Below are 16,986 nucleotides of genomic sequence, written 5' to 3'. Positions count from 1 at the left end.
AAGCGTTTTCATATATGATAGAACTATGCAAAAAATTGCAGTGTTAAAGGTGAATAAGATGCAAAATGTGTTAATCGTAGGAGCAGGAAAAGGCGGAACTGCAATTTTACATCTGTTTTCAGATATTGATTTGTTATCTGTGCAAAAAGTTGCAGACATTGATCCAGATGCGCCTGGTATGATTAAAGCAAGAGAGCATGGTATTGCAACATACTTATCTTACAATGAAGCAATTGACGACACTGTCGATATTATCGTGGAAACGACTGGTGAAGCGACTGTTTTTCAAGAATTAAGGCAAATGAAACCCCCAAATTGCGTATTAATTCCTGGAACAGTGGCACATGTCATTGCGGATCTATTGTATGAAAAAGAAGGATTAATGAATCAAATCGAAAATGAAGTGAATATGCGGGAAATCCTACTATCTTCTATTCACGATGGGATGATTGTTGTCGATACAGATGAGCAAATCACATTTGTTAATCAGTCTGCGGCAAATATTTTAAGTCTGCAGGAAACAGAGATGCTTGGAAAGAACATTCGGGAAATTATTCCTGATTCAGCATTACCAAACATTCTCCAAACGAGAACGAAAGAAATTAATAAACAATTAACTCTTGAGAATGGTAAGAAAGTGATTACGACAAGAATTCCAATGATCGATGACTCAGGCGAATTGATTGGTGCTTTCGCAGTTTTTAAAGACATAACGGAAGTCGTGGGGCTTGCTGAGGAAGTTACTGATTTAAAAGAAGTACAAACGATGCTTGAAGCAATTATCCAATCTAGTGAGGAAGCAATCTCTGTAGTCGATGAGAATGGTGTTGGTTTAATGATTAATCCTGCTTATACTAAGATAACCGGTCTTGATGAGAAGGAGATCATCGGGAAGCCAGCCACCATCGATATATCTGAAGGTGATAGTGTTCACTATGAGGTGTTACGAACGAGAAAGCCTGTGAGAGGGCGAAAGATGAAAGTTGGTCCTTTCAACAAGGATGTACTTGTCAATGTAGCACCGATCATCGTCGATGGAGCATTAAAAGGTAGCATAGGAGTCATTCATGATTTGTCAGAAATTGAATCCCTTAGTGCAGAATTAAAAAAAGCGAAACGAATTATTCGTAACCTTGAAGCAAAGTACACGTTTGATGACATCATTGCCAACTCAGAGGATATGCGTTTAACGCTTGAACAAGCGAAAATCGGTGCGAAAATGCCTACTTCCATCCTGCTTAGAGGGGAACCAGGCACAGGAAAAGAATTGCTAGCTCATGCAATTCACAATGAAAGTCGTCGTAAGTTTGATAAATTCATTCGTGTAAATTGCGGCACGGTGGATGATGAAACGCTGCAGAAAGAACTTTTCGGTGATGAATTAGGTCCTCCAGAAAGACAAAAGGGATTATTCGAAGAGGCCAGAAACGGAAGTGTATTTCTCGATGATATAGGTGAAATGTCACTTTCAATGCAAGGTAAATTATTAAAAGTTCTCGAAGATCAAGAAGTTGTTCGATTTGGAGGACACGAACGTATACCCGTCGATGTTCGAATCATAGCTGCAACAAGTGTGAACTTGGAACGTGCGATCATTAACGGATCTTTTAAAGAATCGCTGTTTTACCGTTTAAATCGACTGCCGATTCATTTACCTCCATTACGAGAGAGAATGGATGATTTAAAACCTTTAACGAAACATTTAATGAATTATTTAAATGAAAGTTATGGTCGGCATATTAATGATATTTCTGAAGAAGCTTTAGACAAACTTCAGAAGTACAGCTTTCCGGGAAATGTTAGGGAATTGGAAAACATTATTGCGCAGGCAATCATTAAGATGCACCCACATGAACGTGTAATCCAAGAGCAGCACATCCCTAGACTTCGTAAACACACGTTTGATCAGTTGGATTTACTTCATGATCAACGAGATGAAGAATATGCGACTTTGCAAGAAGCGATGGATGATTTCGAGAAACAATTCATTTTGGAAATCTTGGAAGCAAATGATTACATCAAATCGAAAACCGCAAAACAGTTAAACATATCTATTCGGAATCTGTATTACAAAATGGATAAATATAATATCGGAAAGCAGCTAAATTCAGCCGAGGATGGTTGACCCAATCCTTAGGTTCATGGAAAGTTTTTCAATATAAAAAAAACATTATTGGAGGAATTACTATGGAACTTTTTAAATACTTAGAGGAATATGATTACGAACAGGTGGTATTTTGCCAGGATAAAAACTCAGGCTTGAAAGGAATCATTGCGATTCACGATACTACATTAGGACCAGCATTAGGCGGTACTCGTATGTGGACATATGAATCTGAAGAAGAAGCATTAGTAGATGCATTACGCTTAGCAAGAGGAATGACCTATAAAAACGCAGCTGCCGGCTTAAATTTAGGTGGCGGTAAAACAGTTATTATCGGTGATCCGAAAAAAGATAAAAGCCCTGAATTATTCCGTGCATTCGGTCGTTATATTCAAGGACTAGCAGGTCGTTACATTACTTCAGTTGATGTAGGCACAAACACTGATGATATGGACATTATTTATATGGAAACAGACTATGTAACCGGTAAATCTCCAGAGCACGGATCGGCTGGAAATCCATCACCAGCAACAGCTTATGGTGTCTATTTGGGTATTAAAGCATCTGCGAAAGCAGCGTTTGGTTCTGATTCACTCAATGGAAAAACCATTGCCGTTCAAGGTGTTGGAAGTGTTGCGTATACGATGTGTAAATATTTGCATGAGGAAGGCGCAAATCTAATTGTCACAGATATTAATGAAGAAGCTGTCAATCGTGCAGTAGAAGACTTTGGTGCCAAAGCTGTAGGTACTGAGGAAATTTACGATGTGGATTGTGATATTTTTGCTCCGTGTGCTCTTGGTGCAACAATTAATGATGAAACAATTGGTAAGTTAAAAGCGAAAGTCATCGCAGGATCTGCAAACAATCAATTGAAGGAAGAGCGACATGGTGAAATCCTCCATGAAAAAGGTATCATTTTCGCCCCTGATTTTGTCATTAATTCCGGTGGCGTCATAAATGTTGCGGATGAATTGAATGGATACAATAAAGAACGTGCTTATAAACAAGTTGAAAACATTGGTTTAAGCTTGGAGAAGATCTTTGAAATATCCAAAGAGAAAAATATACCGACACAAGCTGCAGCGGATCATATGGCTGAAGAAAGAATTGCTAGTGTTCAGCGTTCTAGAAGTACTTTCTTAACGAATGAAATGAATCCATTGTCTAGATTAAAATAAACATGAAAGAGGGAACTTATTTGGTTTCCTCTTCACTCATGTATTTGGCAGGCCGAAATTGGTTTAATGAAGAAAGGGGAGAAACTGATGGCTACAGAGTATGATTTGGTTATATTAGGCGGGGGTACTGGTGGTTACGTAGCTGCTATCCGTGCTAGCCAACTAGGATTAAAAACAGCAATTGTCGAAAAAACAGAACTAGGTGGCACTTGTCTTCACCGAGGATGTATTCCTTCAAAAGCGTTACTGCGAAGTGCAGAAATATTTAAGCAAACAAAGAATGCCGCTGAATTTGGCGTTGAAGCAGGCTCTCCAACAGTAAATTTTGCGCGTGTTCAGGAACGGAAGGAATCCATCATTGAACAACTACATAAAGGTGTTCAAGGACTGATGAAAAAAGGAAAAATCGATGTTTATGTAGGACATGGCAGAATCCTTGGTCCAAGTATTTTCTCACCGACAGCTGGAACAATCTCAGTTGAAATGAATAACGGCGATGAGAATGAAATGCTCGTACCGAAGAATGTCATTATCGCAACAGGTTCTTCTCCAAACACACTTCCAGGACTTGAAATTGATGGACAAACAATCATGACTTCAGAGGAAGCCTTGGAAATGGATGAATTACCTGAATCAATCATTATTGTTGGCGGAGGTGTCATCGGTATTGAATGGGCATCAATGCTTGCGGACTTTGGAGTGAAAGTAACAGTACTTGAATATGCTTCTACAATTTTACCAACAGAAGACGAAGAGATCTCGAAAGAAGCTTTAAAGCAATTGAAAAAGAAAGGGATCGAATTTTTCACAGATGCAGAAGTTCTTGGTGATTCAGCGGAAGTAGATAATGGCGTAACTATTCAAGCGAAAATCAATGATGAAACGAAAACGTTTGAAGCGGATCGCCTCTTAGTATCTGTTGGCAGAAAACCGAACGTGGACAATATCGGCTTGAACAATACAGATATTGAAATTGACCGGGGAGCTATTAAAGTCAACCAGTTCAACCAAACAAAAGAAAGTCATATCTACGCAATCGGTGATGTGATCGGTGGAATGCAATTGGCTCACGTCGCATCTCACGAAGGAATTTTAGCCGTGGAACATATCACAAATGAAGAACCTGAAGCAATTCGCTATGAACATGTCGCTTCTTGTGTATATTCCAACCCAGAGATTGCCAGTGTCGGCTTAACAGAAAAGCAGGCAAAAGAGAAAGGCTATGATGTGCAAGTAGGTAAGTTTCCGTTTAAAGCAGTCGGAAAAGCATTAGTTCACGGGGAATCAGACGGTTTTGTCAAAATGATATCAAATAAAGAAAATCAAGATTTACTCGGTGTTCATATGATTGGCCCGCACGTGACAGATATGATTTCCGAAGCAGGCCTTGCAATGGTTCTTGATGCTACACCATGGGAAATCGGGGAGACTATTCATCCTCATCCGACACTATCAGAAGTAATAGGTGAAGCAGCTTTAGCTGTAGATGGAAAACAAATTCATGGATAATTAAAGGAGGCAAATAGTATGGCTCAAAAGAAGAATCGTCATAAAGAGTTAGGGTTGAGTGACGAACAAGTCATTGAAATGTATCGTACCATGTTGCTTGCAAGAAAAGTTGACGAGAGAATGTGGTTACTCAATCGTGCTGGGAAAATCCCATTTGTTATTTCTTGTCAAGGACAAGAAGCGGCACAAGTTGGGGCATCATTCGCGCTGAACAGAGATGTAGATTATGTCGCTCCATATTATCGTGATGTAGGAGTTGTGCTTGCGTTCGGCATGACAACAAAAGAATTGTTTTTACATGCATTCGCAAAAGCGGATGATCCAAACTCAGGCGGCCGTCAAATGCCAGGACACTTTGGGCAGAAAAAGAATCGTATTTTAACGGGATCTTCACCTGTTACAACTCAGTTGCCGCATGCTGTAGGGGTAGCCCTAGCTGCACGGATGGATAAGAACCCAGCAGTATCTTTTGTTACATTAGGAGAGGGTTCTTCCAACCAAGGTGATTTCCATGAAGGCCTAAACTTTGCAGGAGTGCATAAATTGCCAGTCATTACAATGGTTGAGAACAATAAATATGCCATTTCGGTACCGTTGGAAAAACAAGTTGCCAGTGAGTCTGTAGCCATTCGAGGAAGCTCTTATGGAATGCCGGGACATCAAGTGAACGGTAACGACCCTCTGGAAGTTTATAAGGTCGTTAAAGAAGCACATGAGCGCGCAACGAACGGAGAAGGTCCGACTTTGATCGAAGCGATGACCGACCGGATGACCGCACACTCAAGCGATGATAACGATAAAGCTTATCGTGATGCGGAAGAGATTGAAGAAATGAAGAAAAATGATAACATACTAGCGTTTGGTAGATATTTGAAAGAAGTAGGCGTTCTTACAGAAGAAGCAGAAGAAAAGCTAATGAAAGAATTAGATGATGAAGTGAATAAAGCAACAGACGAAGCTGAAAATGCACCATATGCAGAGCCTGAGCATGCATTGAAATATGTATATGCTGAAGAAGGAGGGGAATAAGATGGCTGTAATGTCTTATATTCAAGCAGTTACGCTCGCAATGAAAGAAGAAATGGAACGTGACGAGAAAGTATTTGTTTTAGGGGAAGATGTTGGTAAAAAGGGCGGTGTTTTTAAAGCGACTGAAGGTCTATATGATCAGTTTGGCGAAGCTCGTGTCATTGACACACCGTTAGCCGAATCGGCAATCGCTGGTGTAGGGATTGGTGCGGCCATGTACGGCATGCGCCCAGTTGCTGAGATGCAGTTTGCTGATTTTATTATGCCGGCTGTTAACCAAATTATTTCCGAAGCTTCTCGAATTCGTTATCGTTCGAACAATGATTGGAATGCACCGATCACCATTCGTGCACCTTATGGTGGCGGTGTCCACGGGGCTCTATATCATTCTCAATCTGTTGAGGCTGTTTTTGCTAACCAACCGGGTTTAAAGATTGTTATGCCATCGACTCCTTATGATGTTAAAGGATTGTTGAAAGCAGCTATTCGTGATGAAGATCCAGTACTATTCTTTGAACATAAACGTGCTTATCGATTAATCAAAGGGGAAGTACCTGAAGATGATTATACATTGCCAATTGGAAAGGCTGATGTAAAACGCGAAGGTGAAGACATCACCGTGATCACATATGGCTTAAGTGTACACTTTGCTTTACAAGCCGCTGAAAAATTGGCGGAAGAAGGAATATCAGCACATATTCTAGATCTTCGAACAGTTTATCCACTTGACCAAGAAGCGATTATTGAAGCGGCTAAGAAGACAGGAAAAGTTTTACTCGTAACAGAAGATAACAAAGAAGGTAGTATCATCGGTGAAGTCGCAGCGATTATCGCTGAAAACTGTCTATTTGATCTAGATGCACCAATACAGCGTTTGGCAGGACCAGATGTACCATCCATGCCTTATGCACCAACGATGGAAAAATTCTTTATGATCAATCCAGATAAAGTTGAAAAAGCAATGCGTGAATTAGCTGAATTTTAAACGAAGGAGGTAAAAATCATGGCGGTAGAAAAAGTTACGATGCCTCAGTTAGGGGAAAGTGTAACAGAAGGCACAATCAGTTCTTGGCTTGTGAAAGCTGGGGATCACGTTAATAAATATGATCCAATTGCAGAAGTCGAAACAGATAAAGTAAATGCGGAAGTACCTTCTTCTTTTACAGGTACCATCAAAGAGATTGTTGCTAAAGAAGGAGAAACAATCGAAGTCGGTGAGCTCATTTGTTATATGGAAACCGAATCAGCAGGTGAAGATTCATCAACAGAAGAAAATAAAGAAACCTCAACACAAGAAAAAAGTGAAACAACCGAAGAAGAAAACAAAGATCAATCAATGAAAAAACGTTATTCACCAGCAGTGATGCGCATGGCTCAAGAAAATGATATTGATCTGAACCAAGTAGATGGTTCAGGAAAAGGTGGACGAATTACACGGAAGGATATTGAGAAAATTATTGCTTCTGGTGACATACCAAAGCCATCTGCACAAGAGGAAACACCTGCACAACAAGTAGCAGATGAAACGAAATCGATGTCTGCTAAAACGCAGTCGCAATCTCAATCACCTTCTGTGCCAACGCAAGATGGAGATATCGAGATTCCTGTCACGGGTGTTAGAAAAGCAATTGCACAAAATATGGTTACGTCTAAAACTGAAATTCCTCACGCTTGGATGACAGTCGAAGTGGATGTAACAGACCTTGTTGCATTTAGAGATGCGAAAAAAGTAGAGTTCAAACAAAATGAAGGCTTCTCATTAACTTATTTTGCATTTTTCGTAAAAGCAGTCGCTCAAGCATTGAAAGAATACCCACAATTGAACAGCTCTTGGGCGGGAGATAAGATTATCCAGAAAAAGGACATCAATTTATCGATTGCCGTAGCACATGAAGACCGTTTATTTGTGCCAGTGATCAAAAATGCTGACGACAAGAGCATTAAGGGAATTGCTAAAGAGATTGTAGAGCTTGCGAATAAAGCTAAATCTGGCAAGTTAACGAGCGCAGATATGTCTGGTGGAACATTTACCGTAAATAACACAGGCTCATTCGGTTCAGTTCAATCAATGGGTATCATTAATCACCCACAAGCAGCGATCCTTCAAGTAGAATCCATTGTGAAGAAACCTGTTTTCATGGAAAATGGAATGTTCGGAGCACGTGACATGGTAAACCTCTGTCTATCATTAGATCACCGTGTACTTGATGGCTTGATTTGTGGTCAGTTCTTAGCTCGTGTGAAAGAAATTTTAGAAAATATGTCTGAGAAAAACACATCTATTTATTAATTAAAACGCAGCAAAGGAACCAGCAAAGCTTATCGTCTTTTGCTGGTTCTTTTGTAAAACAAGCATATAATCATTTGATCTTATAGTTAAATAGCTATAGCAAATAAATTGAAAAGCTTGTTCGAAGCTGATAGGATGAAATTGACACTTAGAAAATTAGGGGGTACACATAGATGGATTTTAGCCTATATATGGAAGATATGTCTAAGCAAGCACGTGAAGAGCTTACGAATTCTGGCTATGAAGAATTGAAAACACCTGAAGAAGTCGATCAGGCACTTACTCGAAAAGGAACTACACTTGTAGCTATTAACTCAATGTGTGGCTGTGCTGGTGGTGTTGCACGTCCAGCTGCGACAAATTCGATTCATTTTGATAAAAGACCAGATCATTTAGTGACTGTTTTTGCAGGTCAAGATCGTGAAGCAACCGAAAGAGCAAGAGATTATTTTGAAGGCTTTCCACCATCTTCACCATCGTTTGCACTATTGAAGGATGGAAAAATTCTTACAATGGTTCCGCGTGAAGAAATCGAAAGTTCCACACCAATGGAAGTTGTTCAGCGACTTCAATCATTGTTTGATGAGTATTGTGAAGAATATTAATTCTTTCTATGAATAGAAAGGGATAACTGACGGTGACATTCTATCCCGTCAGTTTTTTCTGTAAACGACTAAAATCATTCCTATTTTAATATAATCATTAATGCAGTAATCGTTTAAGACTAAATTGAGTAAGAGAGGAAAAATTATGTTTAAAATAGGCTACCGAACGATCAAAACAGCCATCGGCGCTCCCATAGCCATATTTATAGCGCAGTTACTTCAACTGGATTATGCAATCTCTGCGGCAGTCATAACCATGTTATGTATTCAAACAACGCGCAGAGCCTCTTATTTAAAAGCGTGGTCCAGGTTTTATTCATTTTTAATTGGTGTCACAATAGGTGGATTGGTATTTGAATTTATCGGCTATTCACCACTAACGTTTAGTTTGACGTTACTATTATTTATCCCTTTAGCAGTAAAACTGAAAGCGACAGAAGGAATCATAACAAGTACGGTGATTATCCTTCATATATATAATGCGGGTGCGTTAACGGTAGGTTTGTTTATTAATGAAGTGATTTTGCTTTCCATTGGTATTACCATTGGAATTGTACTGAATTTATATATGCCTAGCTTAACTGATGATTTAGTCAAAATTCGAAAAGAAATTGAAAATAATTTTTCGCGAATATTACACGAAGTGGCACGTTTTATTGAAACAGGAGACCATTCATGGTCAGGCGAAGAATTAGCTGAAACTGCGCAATTATTGGAGAAAGCACAAGATTTAGCAAATAAAGATGTTGAAAATCATCTTCTGCGCACGCGACATGCATATATTGATTATTTTCATATGCGTGAGAAGCAATTTGAAATATTGGAACGAATGCTGCCTTTTATTACTCACCTTAATGCAACGGATAACCAGTATAAATATATTGCTAAGCTGTTTGAAGATTTATCAAAAAATGTACATCCAGGGGATACATCCATTCAATATTTGGAGCGATTACGTAATATTCGACAGCGATTTAACAAAGAGGAATTGCCTGTCAGCCGAGAAGAGTTTGAAAGACAAGCTAATTTATATATTCTTTTAAATGAAATCGAACAATATTTAACATTGAAACGATCGATTAAGAGCTTTAAATAATTGGTACAATCATGAAATTTAAATAAAAAGCAACCACCAGAACAACTAGTGAACATGGTGGTTGCTTTCTTTTATTAGACGAACATAGCTGCTCCAGCAAGTAATGAGCTTAAAAGCATTGCGATAATCATTGCGTAAATGACAATAGTCGTCCATTTAGCTTTTTTTCTTCTATTTGACGAAAACGGTGCTCTCGCTTTCTTTTTTTGATTAGCCAAGTGTATTCCTCCCTGCATTCTGATCCATTACTTCTTATTTTATAGAAAAATTCGCTATTGGACAAGTGTATTTTTTCCATTAAAATATGAAGAAGATTAAAAATTCCTTATATTTATAGTAGAATGGTTATTAGAAGGGAGAGTTCTATGAATGAGTGAACATTTTACAGAACAAAAAAAGACATGGGAACAACAGAGTGAAAAAGTTAAAGAACGCTTTCCAGAAAGAAAAGATCCATTTACAAATCTATCTGGAATTCCTATCGAACCTTTATATCTACCTGAAAATGAATCGAATTTTGATGACTATGCAGAAAAACTAGGTTTTCCTGGACAATATCCATTTACGCGGGGAATCCAGCCGACAATGTATCGAAACCGTTTTTGGACAATGCGTCAATATGCTGGTTTTGGTTCCGCAAGAGAAACGAATGAGCGTTTCCGTTACTTATTAGATCAAGGACAGACAGGTTTATCCGTCGCATTCGATTTACCGACTCAAATCGGTTATGATTCAGACGACTCGATGGCTGAAGGTGAAGTCGGGAAAGTTGGTGTGGCAATTGACTCATTAGAAGATATGGAGATATTGCTTGATCAAATTCCACTAGACAAAGTAAGTACGTCTATGACGATTAATGCGCCAGCATCCGTATTGCTATGCATGTATATCGCTGTTGCTGAAAAACAAGGCGTGCCAAAAGAAAAAATTACTGGTACGATTCAAAATGATATATTAAAAGAATATATCGCAAGAGGAACATATATCTATCCGCCGAAACCATCCATGCGGCTAATTACAAATATTTTCGAATATTGCCGTGACAACGTTCCAAAATTTAATACAATTAGTATTTCGGGTTATCACATTAGAGAAGCAGGCTCTACCGCTGTACAAGAAGCAGCATTCACCATTGCGGATGGACTCGCTTATGTTGATGCAGCACTTGAAAGCGGTTTAGAAATTGATGAATTCGCTCCACGTTTGGCATTCTTCTTCAATGCGCATAATAACTTCTTTGAAGAAGTAGCAAAATTTAGAGCTGCGAGAAGAGTTTGGGCAGATTTGATGAAAAATAAATATAAAGCGCAAAATGAAAAGAGCTGGCGCCTACGTTTCCATACACAAACTGGCGGTTCTACACTTACTGCTCAGCAACCGGATAATAACATCGTGCGTGTCGCCTTACAAGCTTTATCGGCTGTTATGGGAGGCACACAGAGCTTGCATACAAACTCCCGTGATGAAGCGCTAGCATTACCTACAGAGGAGTCTGCAAGAATTGCTTTACGTACACAACAAATCATCGCACACGAGAGTGGTGTAGCTGATACGGTCGACCCATTAGCTGGTTCCTATTATGTAGAACAGATGACAGACGAAGTAGAAAAGCAAATCCGTGAGTATTTAGACAAAATTGAAGATATGGGGGGAGCTGTACAAGCTGTTGAAGAGGGTTATATGCAACGAGAAATACACCAAGCAGCTTATGAAGCACAAAAACGAATTGAATCGAAAGAAGATATTATAGTAGGGATGAACGAATTTACAACGGATGAAGAAACGCATGCAGATTTATTAAAAGTCGATGAAAAGTTAGAACAAGAGCAAATCGAACGACTGGGAGAGATTCGGGCTAATCGAGATCAACAACTAGTCGATGAAAGATTAAAAGATTTGAAAGAAGCGGCAGAAAACCCAAATGAAAATTTAATGCCTCATATTTTAGCTTGTGTGAAAGCGTATGCAACAGTCGGAGAAATTTGTCATACAATGCGTGACGTCTTCGGTGAATATACAGGTGCTTAATGAATACAGTTTATCGTTTTTAAGAGAGGTGAAGAAGAGATGAATAGAAAGATACGTGTATTAGTCGCTAAGCCTGGTCTTGATGGGCATGACCGTGGTGCTTTAGTCATTGCACAGACATTGAGAGATCGTGGAATGGAAGTAATCTATACGGGATTGAGGCAATCGGCCGCACAGATTGCTCAGACGGCTATTCAGGAAGACGTAGATGTAATCGGTCTATCCTCATTGTCCGGTGCTCACAAGTCATTATTTCCTAAAGTAATGGAAGAGCTAAGAAAGAGGGAAGCGGAAGACATTCCTGTGATTGGTGGCGGGGTGATTCCGGAAGAAGATATACAATTTTTATTGGATCATGGAATACAAAGAATCTTTACTCCAGGTACGCCAATGACTGCTGTTGCTGACTTCATTGAGGAGAAAGTACAAGGTGATTCCGTATGAAGAAAATCAACCATATCGGTATAGCTGTAAAAAACATAGATGAAACGTTGCCCTTCTACACCGAAACGCTCGGTTTAACATTTAGAGGCGTTGATGAAGTCGATAGTGAAGGGGTCAAAGTAGCATTTTTATCAATTGGGGAAAGTAATTTTGAGTTGTTGGAACCTCTTCATGAAGAATCACCAATTGCTAAATTTATCGAGAAGCGGGGCGAAGGTATTCATCACATCGCTCTAGAAGTAGATGACATCCATGCGAGACTGGAACAATTCAAATCCGAAGGCATACGTATGATCCATGACCAGCCGAAGCAAGGAGCTCATGATACGCAAGTAGCCTTTTTACACCCAAAAGCAGCGAATGGTGTCCTATTAGAACTTTGTCAGCCGAAACAGGAGGATTAATCATGGATATTTACGATAAAATTAATGAACTCTACGACAAGCGCCGTGAGGTTGAATTAGGCGGCGGAGATGACAAAATTGAAAAACAAAAAGCAAAAGGAAAGATGACCGCACGAGAACGAATCGATTATTTGCTAGATGACGGCTCTTTTGTGGAACTGAACGCTTTTATGGAACACCGTGTCACCGATTTTGGGATGGCCGGCAAAAAAGCACCAGGTGAAGGTGTTGTCACGGGATTCGGTAAGATTAATGGAAGACCCGTATACTTATTCGCTCAAGATTTTACGGTTTATGGTGGAGCACTTGGTGAAATGCACGGTAAAAAGATCGCTGCAGTCATGGACTTAGCAGCGGAAAATGGAACGCCTTTTATCGGACTGAATGATTCGGGAGGCGCTCGAATTCAAGAAGGTGTCGCTTCGCTTGATGGCTATGGCCATGTGTTTTACCGAAATTCCATCTATTCCGGTGTCATTCCGCAAATTTCGGTTATTATGGGACCAAGTGCAGGTGGAGCTGTCTATTCACCAGCAATTACCGATTTTGTTGTTATGGTTGAAAAAACATCTCAAATGTTTATTACAGGACCAAAAGTCATTGAAACGGTTACCGGTGAAAAAATTTCTGCCGAAGACTTAGGTGGAGCGGATGTACATAATGCAATCAGCGGAAATGCGCATCTGAAAGCTGCTACCGAGGAAGAGGCATTAGATCAAGTAAAAGATTTAATTAGTTATCTACCACAAAACAATAACGAAAAGCCTCCTGAAGCCGAAGTGGAGGAAGTGGATGATTACCGCCCGAATATGACAGATATTATTCCTTTTGATTCCATTCGACCTTATGATGTACGTGTCATTATCGAAGAAGTCGTTGATGAAAATTCTTTCTTTGAAATTCATAAAGAATTTGCGAAAAATATTGTTGTAGGTTTTGCAAAAGTAAAAGGAAAGACGGTCGGTTTAGTTTGTAATCAACCAAAATTTATGGCGGGTGGATTGGATATTGATTCAAGCGACAAAGCTTCCAGATTTATTCGTTTTTGTGACTCCTTTAATATACCGTTGATTACATTTGAAGATGTGACTGGTTTCTTCCCAGGTGTTAAACAGGAGCACGGTGGAATTATTCGCCATGGAGCAAAGATTTTATATGCTTACTCTGAAGCTACTGTACCGAAGATTACCGTCATTACACGTAAAGCTTACGGTGGTGCTTATGTTGCCTTGAATAGTAAATCAATTGGCGCTGATTTGGTTTACGCGTGGCCAAATGCGGAAATTGCAGTAATGGGACCAGAGGGAGCCGCGAATATTATCTTCGCTCGTGAGATTAACGAGAGTGACGACCCTGAAACGACACGTAAAGAAAAGATTGATGAGTATAGAGAAAAATTCGCTAACCCTTATGTTGCTGCCGGTCTTGGAATGGTCGATGATGTCATCGATCCACGGGAGACAAGAGAAAAACTGGTCCAAGCATTAGATATTTTACAAAATAAACAGGAAGAACGACCGAAAAAGAAACACGGAAACATTCCATTGTAAGGAGGTCATCATTTGATTCAAGCAGATCGAGATCGATTGGTCAGTGAATTCATTGAACTGGTCAAAATTGATTCAGAGACAGGCAATGAAGAAAAAATTTCGGTAGTTCTCAGAGCAAAGTTCGAAGCATTAGGTTTTACAGTTGTCGAGGATGACGCCAAGGAAAAAACAGGCCACGGAGCAAATAACTTAATTTGTACTTTGGAAGGTACCAAAGAAGGTGTCGACCCAATCTTCTTTAACTCACATATGGACACAGTCGTCCCTGGGAAAAATATCAAGCCACAAATAGACGATGAAATCATTCGATCTGATGGTACGACTATTTTAGGTGCTGATGATAAAGCGGGGATTGCTGCGATTATTGAAATGGTTCGTCTGTTAAAAGATTACGATATTGACCACGGCCAAATTCAAGTTGTTCTTACTGTTGGTGAAGAGTCTGGTTTAATTGGTGCAAAAGCACTGAACGCCACACTCATCGATGCCAAATATGGGTATGCCGTGGATAGTCACGGGGATGTAGGCGGTTTAATCGTCGCTTCTCCGACTCAAGCAAAATTTGAAATTACTTGCCATGGAAAAACGGCTCATGCAGGTGTTGCACCTGAAGAAGGGATCTCTGCGATTACGCTAGCTTCAAAAGCCATCTCAAAAATGAAGTTAGGTCGGATTGATGAAGACACGACTGCGAATATCGGTCGATTTGAAGGTGGAAAGGCAACGAATATCGTTAGCGATGAAGCCGTTGTTATTGCAGAGGCTCGCTCACTTGTTCCAGAAAAATTAGATCGCCAAATCGAACAAATCAAGGATGCCTGCCGACAAGCAGAGGAAGAAGTTGGCGGCTCTATTGATGTCGATGTTACCATTATGTATAAAGGGTATAAACATGATGAGAACACACAAGTAGTAAAAGTGGCAAGTCAAGCAGCCAGACGTGTTGGATTGGAACCACAACTGAAAGCAACTGGCGGTGGTAGTGATGCGAATGTCATCAGTAGCTATGGTTTCCCAATGGTAAACTTATGTGTTGGTTATAAGAACATTCATACTCCAGAAGAAGAAATTTCAATTAGTGAAATGATGAAGATTTCTGCATTACTTGCAGGGATTGTGGTTGAAGCTGCAGAAGAAGGTTCAGCTTAATCGATTGAACAATAGTTATTTCCGTTGTAAACTAGCCTCATTCAATGATTGAATGGGGCTTCCATTATGTAGGTGAGAAAAATGAGTAAAGGTCGCGTAATTTTCCATGTTGATATGAATAGTTTCTATGCTTCCGTTGAAATCGCAGATCGCCCAGAGCTGAAAGGGAAACCGGTTGCCATTGCTGGAGCTCCTGAAAAGCGAAAGGGAATTATTGTAACAAGTAGTTATGAAGCTAGGGCTAAAGGTGTCAAGACGACAATGCCTTTATGGAAAGCTTATGAGTTATGTCCGAATTTAATTGCATTACAACCTAATTTCGAGAAATATCGAGAGGCTTCAAGTAAGATATTTTCAATTCTTTATGAGGTTTCACCGATTGTCCAACCAGTATCAATTGATGAGGGATATCTCGATGTGACAGACCATGACTTCGGAATGAATGGAATCGAGCTTGCTGAATGGCTTCAAAAGAAGATTTATGATGAATTAAATTTGCCATGTAGTATTGGCATTGCACCGAATAAGTTTTTGGCCAAGATGGCATCTGATATGAAGAAACCAATGGGTATTACTGTCCTTCGCAAGCGAGAGATTGAGCAGAAGTTATGGGTATTGCCAATAGGTGAAATGTATGGTGTTGGTGAACGAACAGAGGAGAAGCTACAAAAGCTTGGAATTAAAACAATTGGAGATTTAGCAAACCATGATGTTGTAGCATTGAAGCAGCTTTTAGGAATTAATGGAGAGCGACTTCACGTCCGTGCGAATGGACATGATAATCGTCCTGTCGATCCAGATGCCATTTATGAATTTAAGAGCATCGGGAATTCACGAACATTGCCACACGATACAACAGACCAACTAGAAATAGATTCGTTATTAGACCAATTGGCCGATAAAGTTTCAGCCAGATTACGTTATAAAGATGTAGTTTCTGAGAACATTCAAATTATGATTCGTTATCACGATCGCAAAACGGTCACACGTAGTAGACAATTACGTGACTTCGTAGAAAAAAAAGATGAAGTTTTCATAAATGCAAAGATGTTATTTGATGAACATTGGAATGGGGAGCCGATTAGACTACTAGGAATAACTGCACAAGACCTTGTACCAAAGCATGAACTGTCCAAACAATTAAATTTGTTTACATATCAAGAAGAAGCCGAAAAAGAAAAACTTTATCAAACGGTTGAAGATATGAAAGAAAAATACGGCGACGATGTGTTCATTCAGCCAAAAGAGAGAACTCGTCCAAATTTATCAACGAGTTTTCAGAAAGATTTTTTAAATGATTTTAAAAATGAAAAAAGAGACTGAGACAAAATCTTTAAAGTTGACACAGATACGAACCATTCTAATTCAGTACGGTGGAAATACTCGCTTCGGAAATATACTTCACTTTTACCCACAGGGCATAAGGCGACATCTGCGATAAATCGCAGTGTCTTCTATATCGCGGGCAGCTGGTGAGCCTCCTCGTGCTACGCACTGCGAGGTCTCACCTAGGCTTTTGCTCCCGACGCCCAGGACGGGCTAGTGTCAACGTTGGCCACAGGACGTACTTCCACAGGATGTGGTGGTTTCCGCGTTG

The 16,986-nt window shown here is 39.7% G+C and carries 13 protein-coding genes and 1 pseudogene; 13 read left to right on the top strand and 1 reads right to left on the bottom strand.

Features of this window, described 5'->3' with window-relative positions; translation table 11 throughout:
* Positions 1 to 58 precede the first annotated feature (58 nt).
* The 8 genes from KC820_RS08390 (at position 59) to KC820_RS08355 (ending at position 9,814) form a co-directional block, all read left to right on the top strand.
* Complete coding sequence (locus tag KC820_RS08390; protein WP_212370267.1) at positions 59 to 2,125, top strand: sigma 54-interacting transcriptional regulator; 2,067 nt, start codon at positions 59 to 61, stop codon at positions 2,123 to 2,125.
* Positions 2,126 to 2,187: 62 nt separating this feature from the next.
* Positions 2,188 to 3,285, top strand: coding sequence for a Glu/Leu/Phe/Val family dehydrogenase (locus KC820_RS08385; RefSeq protein ID WP_212370206.1), 1,098 nt, complete (start codon positions 2,188 to 2,190; stop codon positions 3,283 to 3,285).
* Positions 3,286 to 3,372: 87 nt separating this feature from the next.
* Positions 3,373 to 4,794, top strand: coding sequence for a dihydrolipoyl dehydrogenase (lpdA, locus tag KC820_RS08380; protein ID WP_212370204.1), 1,422 nt, complete (start codon positions 3,373 to 3,375; stop codon positions 4,792 to 4,794).
* An 18-nt stretch (positions 4,795 to 4,812) separates the two neighbouring features.
* Positions 4,813 to 5,823 (top strand): thiamine pyrophosphate-dependent dehydrogenase E1 component subunit alpha, encoded by a 1,011-nt coding sequence (locus tag KC820_RS08375; protein WP_212370203.1) that lies wholly within the window; start codon positions 4,813 to 4,815, stop codon positions 5,821 to 5,823.
* A gap of 1 nt (position 5,824) precedes the next feature.
* Positions 5,825 to 6,808, top strand: coding sequence for an alpha-ketoacid dehydrogenase subunit beta (locus KC820_RS08370; protein WP_212370201.1), 984 nt, complete (start codon positions 5,825 to 5,827; stop codon positions 6,806 to 6,808).
* A gap of 18 nt (positions 6,809 to 6,826) precedes the next feature.
* Positions 6,827 to 8,113 (top strand): dihydrolipoamide acetyltransferase family protein, encoded by a 1,287-nt coding sequence (locus KC820_RS08365; protein ID WP_212370199.1) that lies wholly within the window; start codon positions 6,827 to 6,829, stop codon positions 8,111 to 8,113.
* A gap of 173 nt (positions 8,114 to 8,286) precedes the next feature.
* Entirely contained in the window at positions 8,287 to 8,718 is a 432-nt protein-coding gene (locus KC820_RS08360; RefSeq protein WP_212370198.1) for a BrxA/BrxB family bacilliredoxin, read from the top strand.
* A 145-nt stretch (positions 8,719 to 8,863) separates the two neighbouring features.
* The gene (locus KC820_RS08355) at positions 8,864 to 9,814 is read left to right on the top strand and encodes an aromatic acid exporter family protein (protein WP_212370196.1); all 951 of its coding nucleotides are present in this window, start codon (positions 8,864 to 8,866) and stop codon (positions 9,812 to 9,814) included.
* 74 nt (positions 9,815 to 9,888) lie between these two features.
* Here the strand turns inward: KC820_RS08355 and prli42 are convergent, their stop codons facing one another.
* Positions 9,889 to 10,032: a stressosome-associated protein Prli42 gene (prli42, locus tag KC820_RS08350; protein ID WP_236782586.1), complete on the bottom strand. Its 144-nt coding sequence runs from the start codon at positions 10,030 to 10,032 to the stop codon at positions 9,889 to 9,891.
* A gap of 151 nt (positions 10,033 to 10,183) precedes the next feature.
* Between prli42 and KC820_RS08345 the strand changes: the two genes are divergently transcribed.
* The 5 genes and pseudogenes from KC820_RS08345 to KC820_RS08320 all read left to right on the top strand — a co-directional run bounded on the left by KC820_RS08345 (position 10,184) and on the right by KC820_RS08320 (position 16,712).
* Complete coding sequence (locus KC820_RS08345; protein WP_212370193.1) at positions 10,184 to 11,842, top strand: acyl-CoA mutase large subunit family protein; 1,659 nt, start codon at positions 10,184 to 10,186, stop codon at positions 11,840 to 11,842.
* A 39-nt stretch (positions 11,843 to 11,881) separates the two neighbouring features.
* Positions 11,882 to 12,690: pseudogene (mce, locus tag KC820_RS13675) on the top strand (methylmalonyl-CoA epimerase).
* 2 nt (positions 12,691 to 12,692) lie between these two features.
* A complete protein-coding gene (locus KC820_RS08330) occupies positions 12,693 to 14,240 on the top strand; it encodes an acyl-CoA carboxylase subunit beta (RefSeq protein WP_212370191.1) in 1,548 nt (515 codons plus the stop codon).
* 12 nt (positions 14,241 to 14,252) lie between these two features.
* Positions 14,253 to 15,389 carry a M20/M25/M40 family metallo-hydrolase gene (locus KC820_RS08325; protein WP_212370190.1) on the top strand — a complete coding sequence of 379 codons (1,137 nt, stop codon included), beginning with the start codon at positions 14,253 to 14,255 and terminating at the stop codon, positions 15,387 to 15,389.
* 81 nt (positions 15,390 to 15,470) lie between these two features.
* Positions 15,471 to 16,712 carry a DNA polymerase IV gene (locus KC820_RS08320; RefSeq protein WP_212370189.1) on the top strand — a complete coding sequence of 414 codons (1,242 nt, stop codon included), beginning with the start codon at positions 15,471 to 15,473 and terminating at the stop codon, positions 16,710 to 16,712.
* Positions 16,713 to 16,986 lie beyond the last annotated feature (274 nt).

This window comes from Allobacillus saliphilus (assembly GCF_018138385.1).
Taxonomy (GTDB): Bacteria; Bacillota; Bacilli; order Bacillales; family Alkalibacillaceae; genus Allobacillus; species Allobacillus saliphilus.
The sequence above is the reverse complement of the archived record's forward strand: the minus strand, read 5'-3'. Positions and strand labels throughout refer to the sequence as shown.